This is a genomic window from Phaeobacter sp. CAU 1743 (genome assembly GCF_039839315.1).
GTDB classification, from domain to species: Bacteria; Pseudomonadota; Alphaproteobacteria; order Rhodobacterales; family Rhodobacteraceae; genus Phycobacter; species Phycobacter gallaeciensis_A.
In genome coordinates this window covers 90,876-100,803 of record NZ_JBDOQR010000012.1, presented here as the reverse complement: position 1 = coordinate 100,803, position 9,928 = coordinate 90,876, and the positions used below count along the sequence as shown (strand labels likewise).

Here is a 9,928-nt window from a genome sequence, read left to right as displayed (position 1 = left end):
TCGAAGGATTGGGAAAAATCCATCGCCAGCGCGGCAGCTTGGGTCACAATCGCACACATCCGCCGCGTCACGCGGATGCTCGCAAGACAATGAATTCACTCGAAAAGTTTTGAATCAGACTCTCAGGAAAACGAATCCGATCAGCGCGGCAAAGATGACCGAGGTTTCACGCAGCGCCGAGACCGCCCCGAGGGGGGCGAAATTCTTGGCATAAAGAACCAGACCATAGGCTGTCATCGACACCAGACCGCCGCCGATCCCGATGATCCAGGTGCGCGGGCGCAGGGCTGCCAGAGTGTTCCGCTTGCGCAGCCCGATGAAACCGGCAACGAAGAGATGCAGAAAGGCGCCCCAGGCCCAGTAGCTGAGCGTATTGCCAGACAGGCGCACCCCCAGACCATCGGTCAGCGAATAGGCCGAAATGCAAAACCCGGTACCAACGGCATAGCCAAGCGCTGCCCTCCCCACGCCGCTTTCGACACCCGAGCGCAGCGCCTGCCAGCTGCTGAGCTGGATGCCCAGGGCGATCAGCGCAATACCGCCCCAGGCCTGCAGCGGCAGCACCTCCCCAGCAAAAATCATCGCCCAAAGCGCCACCAGCGCCGGAACAATGCCCCGGGCGATGGGATAGACGACGCTCAGATCGCCATGGGCATAGGCCCGCCCAAGCATGTAGAAATAGCCAAAATGTATCAGCGTGGAGGCCAGCACGTAGGGCATGCTTTCCGGCGCGGGCAAGGGCAGGAGCACCACCATCGCCGCGCCGGGGATCACATGGCCCAGCGCCACCAGCCCGAGCATTGTGGTGCGGTCGGCGGCGGTTTTTACAATTGCGTTCCAGACCGCGTGCAGCATGGCGGCAGACAGGATGATCGATACGACGAATAGGGTCACGGCCGCAGGGCACCTTTCATGACAGGAGAGTTCAGGGCATTTCCGGCGGCGATCACGGTCAGCCCGCCGGTTCCGGTGTCATGTCCTCGATCAGACGCGTCTCCAGCAGCTGCCCGTTGCGATAAAGCACCGGATAGGACACCGCCGCGATATGACTGTTGAACTCCCGCAGCGCCCGCAGCGTCTCCAGATGGATGTCCGAGGATTCAAAACTGTCCGCCACTCCGCGTTGCAGGCGCTTCAGGTGCCGTTTGCGGCTGTCGCGCTCCATCCGCTTGACCTCGGTCTTTTCCAGGTTGAGCAGCCGCGCGCTTTCCAGATCGTCCGAGATCAGCACGTTCGAAGCCAGCCGCAGATTGGCCATGATGGCTTCGTGCATGCGGGTGATTTCGCTCCAACCGTCGCTGGAGAACCGTAGGCCCTTACGGTTCAGATCCCCGGCCAGCGCTGCCAGCCGCGCGGCAGCAACATCCCCGGCTGTTTCCAGACGGATCGCGTATTCGACCATCTCCCGTGCGGTTTTCAGCTCGGCCCGGTCAAAGCTGTCCTCGGGGATGCCCGCCACATAGGAGCGGATCCCGGACAGGCAGGCGTTGACCTCATGATCGAGCGCCTGAACCGCCTTGATCTGCGCAGCGTCACCACTGCGATACAGGTCGGGCAGCGGGCGGAACATCGCTTCGATCAGGCCAGACATGCGCAGCAACTCGCGCTTGAGGTCGGCCACCGCCTGTGCCGGGGAAGCATAATCGCCCGGCACCAAGGCGCTGACCGGACGGCCCGGCACCACGTCCTCGGGCGCGGCAGGTTCGGGCAGCAGCCGGATCATCAAGCCCTGCATGGGACGGCACAGCGGCAAGGCCACGCAGAGGAGTGATGCGTTGAAGGCGAGATGCGCATATACCAGCGTCTGCCCGCCCTGCAGATCGCCCAACATCCCCTCGCGCAGGGCTTCGTTGGCGGCCACAAGGCAGATCACCGCCCAGCTGCCGCGCAGCCCGAGATTGGCAAAGGGGATCCGCCGGGCCTTGATCGCCATGCCCCGGCTCAGCCAGATCGGAATGAAGGCCGAGCCGAAGTTCGCCCCCAGCACCAGCGACAGACCGGCAGCAAAGGGCAGCGCTCCGATCTGTACCAGCGTGACGCACATCAGGATGGCCGCGACCGAAGAATGCATCACGAATGCCAGCGCCCCACCCACAAGGAAGGCAGTGATGTAGTCGCGCGCCAGATAGCCCGCGATGGCGGGCAGAAAGGCGCTGTCGCGGATCGGGTCCATCGCCTCGCGCAGGAAACGCAGAGAGATCAAGATAAAGGCAACCCCCAGCAGGATCCGCCCCAACTGGCGGGGTTTCTTGGCTTCGGTCTTCACGAACAGATAGCCGCCGATGGCCAGCAGCACCGGCACCAGCCAATCCAGCCGGAACGACAGGATCTGAATGATCACCGCCGAACCGAGATCGCCGCCCAGCACGATGGCCAGACCCGCCGGAAAGGCGAGATAACCACTGGCGGCAAATCCCGTCACGAGGAGCGCCACCGCAGCCGAGCTTTGCAGCACCAGCGCCAAACCGATCCCGGACAGCCCGGCCTGCACCTGACTGTCGGCGCCGGTCAGCAGCCGCTGAAAAGAAGCGCCATAGCTGCGCTCGATACCGGTGCGCACCATGCGCACGGCAAACAACAGCAGCATCGTCGCCCCGGCCAGGCTGATCAGAAAGGTCAGTATCGCCATGTCTGTCTTCGTACCTCAGTCTTCTTTTTCATTATCTGCCTGCTCAGCGATGACGGCGCTGATCCCCCAGTCCGCCAGCGCCTTTGTCAATTTCTTCCCCGGCGGCAGGTCGGTCACGAGAAGGTCCAGTTCCTCCGGCGCCGGGCCGCGATGGGGGGCCGTCTTGCCGAATTTGGGATGCGCCAGCACCACGATCACCCGTTCAGCACCCTCTGCGGCCACCTGAACCAGCCGTGCCTCGGGAGCGTTCTGGTACAGAACTCCGTGTTTGGCCGACAGCGCATCCGCCGACAGAACCGCCACATCGAACGCGAACCGACCGGCCTGCTGCTCTGTCACCGGTCCGAAGGTTCCCCGTTCATCGCCCTGCATTTCGCCGCCCAGAACATGCACCCGGTTGCCATTGTGGTTCGACAGGACCTGCGCCACGCCGATGGAATTGGTCACCACCGTCAACCCCACCTTCTGCCGCAACGCCTCCGCCACGAAGGCAGTGGTGGATCCGACATCCAGAAACACCGTCATGCCATCACCGATCTCCGCAGCCGCGGCCTCGGCGATGCGGAGCTTTTCCTCCGGATTTTCACCGATGCGGCGAAAAAAACTGGCGCCTGCCTGCGCGCCTGTCAGATGCGCCCCGCCATGCACCCGTCCGATCAACCCCGCCTTGGCCAGCGCCTTGATCGTGCGACGCACGGTTTCTTCCGACACATCCAGCACCCGCGCCAGTTCAGCGTTACGCCCCGATCCGCCCAGATGGCGCAGGGCGTCCATCAGTTCGGCTTCGCGGCGTGATAAAGTCGGAGCAGTCGGCATGCTGGTCGGCCTCAATACCCAAGATGGAGCGCGTTTTAGACCTCAAAATGGCCAAAACCACAAGTTAAATCCACACAAATCCACAAATACCGGTCAACAGTCACAGAATTGTGTGGTGCAGAAAAGACTTTCCAAACCCCGAAGGGCAGGATTATCTGGCAAAAGACAGCCTGAAAAGAGACGCGCCATGGCCCAACCGGATCAACCCCGGAAGAATGTTCTGTTCATCCTTATCGACCAGCTGCGGGCCGATTGCCTGACCGGCGCCCTGGCCGAGCATGTAGAACTGCCGAACCTGCGCGCCTTCATGGAAAGCGCCGTCACCTTCGAGCGCAATTACACGGTGGTGAACCCCTGCGGCCCTTCGCGCGCCTCGATCCTGACCGGGCAATACGCGATGAACCACCGCTCGGTCCGCAATGGCACGCCGCTGCGCCACGATGCGCCTACGCTGGCCGGAGAAATGCGCAAGACAGGCTATCTGCCGATGCTGTTCGGCTATACCGACACCTCCCGCGATCCTCGGGTGCATCACCCGAACGACCCGGCGGTACAGACCTATGAATACCACATGGCCGATTTCCACGAGATGTTGGAGATGCGGCTCGAAATGTCCTACCCGTGGCGCTCCCACCTGATGAACAGGGGCTACACCTTTGACGACTACTGGGATCTCTACAAACCCGTCTCGCCCACTGGTGGTGCGCCCCGCCTCAACGATCCGGCCCCCTACCGGGCCGAAGACAGCGACACTGCCTTTCTGACCGACCGGTTTCTGGCCACCATGCCCGCCTATGGCGATCAAAGCTGGTTCGCGCATCTGACCTATATCCGTCCGCACCCACCTCTGGTGGCGCCTGCGCCCTATAACGATATGTACGACCCTGCCGCGCTGCCCCTGCCCGACCGGCTGGCCGATGCGGCGGCCGAGCGCGCCCTGCATCCGTTTTTCGGCCCGGCCATCGACGCGGTGACGCCCGCCTCCACCGTGCTGGGCTTTCCCGATCTGACCGCCGATGATGAGGTGGTGCAGAGCCTGCGCGCAATCTATCTGGGGCTGGCAAGCGAGGTGGACGCCCATATCGGACGGGTCCTGCAGTTCCTGAAGGACAGCGGCCAGGAGGACAACACCCTCGTCATCATCAGCGCCGATCATGGCGAGATGCTGGGCGACCACCACAGTTGGGGCAAGTTCTCGGTCTATGACGCAGCCTACCAGACGCCGCTGATCGTGCGCCTACCGGGCAATGGGGCGCGCGCTGGGAGCAGGGTGCAGGAGATCACCGAGTCGATCGACCTGACCCCCACCATTCTGGACTGGGTCGGACAGGAGATCCCGAATGCGATGGACGGCACCTCCCTGTTGCCGCTGCTGCGGGGTGAGGCACCCACGGACTGGCGCCGTTACTCCTATTCCGAGCTGGACTTCGCAGACCCCGCCACCACCGGCGCAGGCGCCTTTGGCATCCGGCCATCGGAGGCCTCTCTCGCGATCCTGCGCGATGAGCGGTTCACGCTGGTCGAGTTCGCAGCCGACCTGCCGCCCATCCTGTTTGATCACCAGGGCGCAGGGGAAATGGAAAATGTCGCCGGGGATCCCGCCCTGCAGGCAGATCTGGCGCGGCTGACCCGCACCATGCTGCGCCACCGGATGAGAAACGCCGACCACACGCTATCGCTGCACGAGATCACCACCGACGGGCCGCGCGCGCACCGGCGCCAGCGCCCCGGCGGTTGACGCTGCCCGCATCTATCGGGCAGAAGATTTTGCGAATTCAGCGATAACATCCCGGTGCCGCCCGGATGCCGCGATCTGACAGGGATGATGCCCATGACCGACCTGCGTGACACCGCCCTGGAACTGTTCTCTGCCGCCGTGGAACGCGCCGATCCAGCGCTTGCCCTACGCCGTCAGATTACCGCGCATCCGCTGCCGCCCTGCCCCGAGGGCGGGCGCACCCTGATCCTCGCCGTGGGCAAGGCCGCTATCCCGATGATGCGCGAGGCGCTGGAGCATATTCCGCAGCCCCGGGCGGCGCTTGTGGTGACCAACCCGGAAAACATCTGCGATCTGCCCGGGGCGCGCGTGCTGACGGGCAGCCATCCCGTCCCGGATGAGGCCAGCGCCGCAGCGGGTCGCTCGGTGATCGACTTTCTTGCAGGCACCACCCCACAGGATCGGGTGATTGCCCTCATGTCGGGCGGCGGTTCCGCCCTGATGGTGGCGCCTGCACCGGGTCTGACCCTCGCGGACAAGGCAGAGGTCGGGCGTCTGCTGCTTGCCTCGGGGCTTGAGATCAACGAGATGAACCTGGTCCGCCAGCAGCTGTCAGACCTGAAGGGCGGCGGGCTATTGCGCCATGCGTCCCCGGCCTTGGTCACGGCCTACTTACTGTCGGATGTCATTGGCGATGATCTGCGCGCCATTGCATCCGGTCCGACTGTCTCCCCCATCGGCACCCGGAGCGACGCTCGCGCGGTGCTGGAACGGGCGGGCATCTGGACGGATTGCCCAGCAGCGGTACAGGCGCATCTGTCTGCTCCCGAAACGCCTGCCAACCTGCCAGAGGCTGAGAATATCCTGATCGGATCGAACCAGCATAGCCTAGCTGCCATGAGACAGGCGGCAGAGGGATGGCAGGCAGAGATCGTCAGCGATCACCTCACCGGAGACGTGGCAGAAGCCGCCGAAACCGTGATCGCGGCCGCGCGCAACGCCGCAACTGACCTGCCCGTCGCGCTGATCTTTGGCGGGGAAACCACAGTGCGGCTGGCCGGTGACGGCTTGGGCGGGCGCAACCAAGAACTCGCGCTGCGGGTGGCGCAGTTGGGCGCCGCGCAGCTCACTGGCAACTGGCTGTTCCTCTCGGGCGGCACCGATGGGCGCGATGGACCGACCGATGCAGCAGGCGGCCTTGTCGGCCCCGGCACTTGGCAGGCCATCCGGGACGCCGGGCAGGACCCCGAGGCGCTTCTGGCCAATAACGACAGCTACGCCGCGCTCAAATCCGCAGATGCATTGCTGATGACCGGCGGCACCGGCACCAATGTCGCCGATGTCCAGGTCTTCCTGCGCCTGCCCGATTAAGCCTCGGCCCAAAGGCCTAACGACGCCCTAGAGGTCGATCTTGTCCAGATCGTTCAGCAGGTCGAGCAGTGCCTCATAACGCTCCTCACCCATTTTGTTCCGGGTCCGGGCGGCCAGTTCCATGCTGGCACCGATATTGTCATCGATGATCTGCTCTCCTGCTGCGGTGATCGTGATCACCTGACGGCGCCGGTCGCTCTCGTCGCGGCTGCGGCTGATCAGCTGTTTTTCCTCAAGCTTTTGCAGAATGCGGGTCAGGCTAGGCAGCAGCAGGCAGGCCTCTTCCGAAATCTGGGTCGGGTCTGTAGGCCCGCTTTCCTGCACCACGCGCAGCACCCGCCACTGCTGTTCAGTGAGGTTCACGTCGCTCAGGAGCGCTCGAATCGGGCCCATGACCCGCTCACGCGCCCGCAACAAGGCAATCGGCAGCGAACGGTCGGTGGATGGCAGTGCTTTTGTCATGTGCGTTTATCACCTCAAAATCAGGCAAAACGCAATTGGAATGGACGATATCCCGCACAGTTGACCACCGGCGCGGATTTTGTTACACATGTTAATGATCTAGGGAGGAGCACGGATCAATGCCCCATATCACGGTGGACTATTCCCCGAATGTCGCAGGCTATGCGGATATTGCCGGTCTGTGCAACCGGCTGCGCCTTGCGGCGGCGGACACCGGCGTGCTGCCCCTGGCCGGGATCCGGGTGCGCGCCTTTGCCGCGACCCATGTCTCGATTGCCGATGGCGATCCGCAGCACGGGTATGTGGACATTGCAGTCCGCCTGCGCGGCGGCCGCGATCTGGAAACCCGCAAGCGTGCCACGGCTGAAATCTTCGAGGCTGCACGGCACTATCTGGAGCCCGCGATGCAGGCCCACTCCCTCGCGCTGTCGTTCGAGATGCGCGACATCGACCCCGATCTTTCCCCCAAATGCGGCACCATCCGCGATCATATGAAGAAGGCAGAGCAGTGATGAGCGATCTGGCCAGTAATATCGAGAAACTCAGTGGCTATCTGGCGCGATTCAAGGACACCGGCATCCAGAACCGCATCGCCGGGCAGGACGTGACCGGATCCGGCGGTGTGTTCCAGTCGACCTCTCCGGTGGACAAGAGCGTGATCTGCGATGTGGCGCGCGGCTCTGAGGCAGACGTTGATCAAGCCGCTGCCGCTGCCAAGGCGGCTTTCCCCACCTGGCGCGACACGCCCGCCACCGAGCGGCGCAAGATCCTCTTGCGCATTGCCGATGCAATCGAGGCCCGCGCCGAGGAAATTGCGCTCTGCGAATGCTGGGACACCGGCCAGGCCCTGCGGTTCATGTCCAAGGCCGCCCTGCGCGGGGCTGAGAATTTCCGCTATTTCGCCGATCAGGTGGTGCAGGCCCGCGATGGCCAGCACCTGAAATCACCGACCCTGATGAATATCACCACCCGTGTGCCGATCGGCCCGGTCGGGGTGATCACGCCATGGAACACGCCCTTCATGCTGTCCACCTGGAAGATCGCGCCTGCCTTGGCGGCGGGCTGCACCGTGGTCCACAAACCGGCCGAGGATTCGCCGCTCACCGCGCGCCTTCTGGTCGAGATAGCCGAGGAGGCAGGCCTGCCGCCGGGTGTCCTCAACACCGTCAATGGCTATGGCGAAGACGCCGGCAAGCGCCTGACCGAACATCCCGACATCAAGGCCATCGCCTTTGTTGGCGAAAGCCGCACCGGGAGCCTCATCACCAAACAGGGTGCCGACACGCTGAAGCGGGTGCATCTGGAGCTGGGCGGCAAGAACCCGGTCATTGTCTTTGACGACGCCGATCTGGACCGCGCGCTGGATGCGGTGATCTTCATGATCTATTCGATCAACGGCGAACGCTGCACCTCTTCCTCGCGCCTTCTGGTGCAGGACAGCATCCGCGCCGAATTCGAGGCCAAGCTGGTGGAGCGCGTCAATCGCATCAAGGTCGGCCATCCGCTCGATCCCACAACCGAAATCGGCCCGCTGATCAGCAAGGAGCATTTCGACAAGGTGACCTCCTATTTCGACATCGCTCGCGCAGATGGCGCAACCGTCGCCGCCGGTGGTGAGACGGTGGGTGACGAGGGCTATTTCGTACGCCCCACACTGTTCACCGGCGCCGACAACCAGATGCGCATCGCGCGCGAGGAGATCTTTGGCCCGGTGCTGACCTCAATCCCCTTCAACACCGAGGAAGAGGCGCTCGAGATCGCCAATGACACGCCCTACGGGCTGACCGGCTATGTCTGGACCAACGATCTGACGCGCGCGATGCGTTTTACCGACCGGCTTGAAGCTGGGATGATCTGGGTGAACAGCGAAAACGTGCGCCACCTGCCCACCCCCTTTGGCGGGGTCAAGGCCTCCGGCATCGGCCGCGACGGCGGCGACTGGAGCTTTGAGTTCTACATGGAACAGAAACATATCGGTTTCGCCACCGGCCAGCACAAGATCGCGCGTCTGGGCGCCTGATCACCCTTTCGGAAACGCGCGCAACCTTTCGGGAGGAGAGAGACCCATGGGAGAGATCGTTCTTGCCGCCAAGATGACCCACGTGCCCACCATGCTCATGTCCGAGCAGGAGGGCCCCATCAAAGGCACCCGCCAGCCCGCCATCGACGGGCACCGTGAGATCGCCCGCCGGGCCAAGGCGCTTGGCGCTGATACGGTGGTGATCTGCGACACCCATTGGGTGATCAACGCGGGCTTTCACATAAACGCCAACGCACGTTTCGAGGGGCTGTTCACCTCAAACGAGTTCCCGCAGTTCATTCAGGATCTGCCTTACGGCTATGACGGCAACCCGGAGCTGGGTGATGCCATCGCGAAAGAAGCCTCGGACCGGGGCGCCTATACGCTGGCGCATCATCTAGACAGTCTGGAACTGGAATACGGCACGCTTGTCCCGATGCGGTTCATGAGCCGCGAGCACGACATGAAGGTCGTCTCTGTCGCGGCCTGGGCCACGGTTCATGGCCATGACGAAAGCCGTATCGTGGGCGAAGCCATCCGCGCTGCCGTTGAAGCCTCAAACAGCAAGGTGCTGCTGGTTGCCTCCGGCTCCTTGTCCCACAAGATCTGGGCCAACAAGGACTACGCCGCCAACAATGGCACCTTCACCATCAGTTCGGAGTTCAACCGCCAGATGGACCTGCATGTGCTGGAGATGTGGAAGAACGGCGATCACGCGACCTTCCTGAAAATGCTCAGCGAATATGCGCAATTCTGCTGCGGCGAAGGCTCGATGCATGACACGGCGATGCTCTATGGCGCGCTGGGATGGGATGCCTATGATGGCAAATGCGAGGTGGTGACGCCCTATTTCCCCAGCTCCGGCACCGGCCAGACAAACGTGATTTTCCCGGTCTGAACGCCGGATCAACAA

9 protein-coding genes and 1 pseudogene are annotated in these 9,928 nt (G+C 63.3%); 6 read left to right on the top strand and 4 right to left on the bottom strand.

Annotation, left to right across the window (positions count from 1 at the left end; genetic code table 11):
* Window positions 1-93, top strand: a pseudogene (locus AAFO90_RS07285) (IS5/IS1182 family transposase); the annotation flags it as partial.
* Between the two features lie 21 nt (window positions 94-114).
* Here the strand turns inward: AAFO90_RS07285 and AAFO90_RS07280 are convergent.
* Genes AAFO90_RS07280 through AAFO90_RS07270 form a run of 3 tightly spaced genes read right to left on the bottom strand, consistent with a single transcriptional unit; the run spans window position 115 to window position 3,445 of the window.
* A complete protein-coding gene (locus AAFO90_RS07280; RefSeq protein ID WP_347508953.1) occupies window positions 115-894 on the bottom strand; it encodes a DMT family transporter in 780 nt (259 codons plus the stop codon).
* Window positions 895-952: 58 nt separating this feature from the next.
* Complete coding sequence (locus AAFO90_RS07275; RefSeq protein WP_347508952.1) at window positions 953-2,629, bottom strand: Na/Pi cotransporter family protein; 1,677 nt, start codon at window positions 2,627-2,629, stop codon at window positions 953-955.
* A gap of 15 nt (window positions 2,630-2,644) precedes the next feature.
* Window positions 2,645-3,445: a DeoR family transcriptional regulator gene (locus AAFO90_RS07270; protein ID WP_065271604.1), complete on the bottom strand. Its 801-nt coding sequence runs from the start codon at window positions 3,443-3,445 to the stop codon at window positions 2,645-2,647.
* Window positions 3,446-3,632: 187 nt separating this feature from the next.
* Here AAFO90_RS07270 and AAFO90_RS07265 point away from each other — a divergent pair, with 187 nt between their 5' ends.
* Window positions 3,633-5,183, top strand: coding sequence for a sulfatase-like hydrolase/transferase (locus AAFO90_RS07265; RefSeq protein ID WP_347508951.1), 1,551 nt, complete (start codon window positions 3,633-3,635; stop codon window positions 5,181-5,183).
* 93 nt (window positions 5,184-5,276) lie between these two features.
* Window positions 5,277-6,533: a DUF4147 domain-containing protein gene (locus AAFO90_RS07260; RefSeq protein ID WP_347508950.1), complete on the top strand. Its 1,257-nt coding sequence runs from the start codon at window positions 5,277-5,279 to the stop codon at window positions 6,531-6,533.
* Window positions 6,534-6,560: 27 nt separating this feature from the next.
* Here AAFO90_RS07260 and hpaR read toward each other — a convergent pair whose 3' ends face one another.
* On the bottom strand, window positions 6,561-6,995 hold the full coding sequence (hpaR, locus tag AAFO90_RS07255; RefSeq protein WP_065271606.1) for a homoprotocatechuate degradation operon regulator HpaR: 435 nt from the start codon (window positions 6,993-6,995) through the stop codon (window positions 6,561-6,563).
* A 119-nt stretch (window positions 6,996-7,114) separates the two neighbouring features.
* On the opposite strand from hpaR, the gene AAFO90_RS07250 reads away from it, so the two are divergent.
* Genes AAFO90_RS07250 through hpaD form a run of 3 tightly spaced genes read left to right on the top strand, consistent with a single transcriptional unit; the run spans window position 7,115 to window position 9,913 of the window.
* A complete protein-coding gene (locus AAFO90_RS07250; RefSeq protein ID WP_274830349.1) occupies window positions 7,115-7,507 on the top strand; it encodes a 5-carboxymethyl-2-hydroxymuconate isomerase in 393 nt (130 codons plus the stop codon).
* On the top strand, window positions 7,507-9,015 hold the full coding sequence (gene hpaE, locus AAFO90_RS07245) for a 5-carboxymethyl-2-hydroxymuconate semialdehyde dehydrogenase (RefSeq protein ID WP_347508949.1): 1,509 nt from the start codon (window positions 7,507-7,509) through the stop codon (window positions 9,013-9,015). Before AAFO90_RS07250 ends, hpaE begins: the two co-directional genes overlap by 1 nt.
* A gap of 46 nt (window positions 9,016-9,061) precedes the next feature.
* The gene (gene hpaD, locus AAFO90_RS07240; protein WP_347508948.1) at window positions 9,062-9,913 is read left to right on the top strand and encodes a 3,4-dihydroxyphenylacetate 2,3-dioxygenase; all 852 of its coding nucleotides are present in this window, start codon (window positions 9,062-9,064) and stop codon (window positions 9,911-9,913) included.
* Window positions 9,914-9,928: the final 15 nt, after the last annotated feature.

Coding starts and splice junctions, on each gene's coding strand:
- AAFO90_RS07265 (WP_347508951.1), top strand. CDS start 3,633: ATGGCCCAACCGGATCAACCCCGGAAGAATGTTCTGTTCATCCTTATC.
- AAFO90_RS07275 (WP_347508952.1), bottom strand. CDS start 2,629: ATGGCGATACTGACCTTTCTGATCAGCCTGGCCGGGGCGACGATGCTG.
- hpaE (WP_347508949.1), top strand. CDS start 7,507: ATGAGCGATCTGGCCAGTAATATCGAGAAACTCAGTGGCTATCTGGCG.
- hpaR (WP_065271606.1), bottom strand. CDS start 6,995: ATGACAAAAGCACTGCCATCCACCGACCGTTCGCTGCCGATTGCCTTG.
- AAFO90_RS07260 (WP_347508950.1), top strand. CDS start 5,277: ATGACCGACCTGCGTGACACCGCCCTGGAACTGTTCTCTGCCGCCGTG.
- hpaD (WP_347508948.1), top strand. CDS start 9,062: ATGGGAGAGATCGTTCTTGCCGCCAAGATGACCCACGTGCCCACCATG.
- AAFO90_RS07270 (WP_065271604.1), bottom strand. CDS start 3,445: ATGCCGACTGCTCCGACTTTATCACGCCGCGAAGCCGAACTGATGGAC.
- AAFO90_RS07250 (WP_274830349.1), top strand. CDS start 7,115: ATGCCCCATATCACGGTGGACTATTCCCCGAATGTCGCAGGCTATGCG.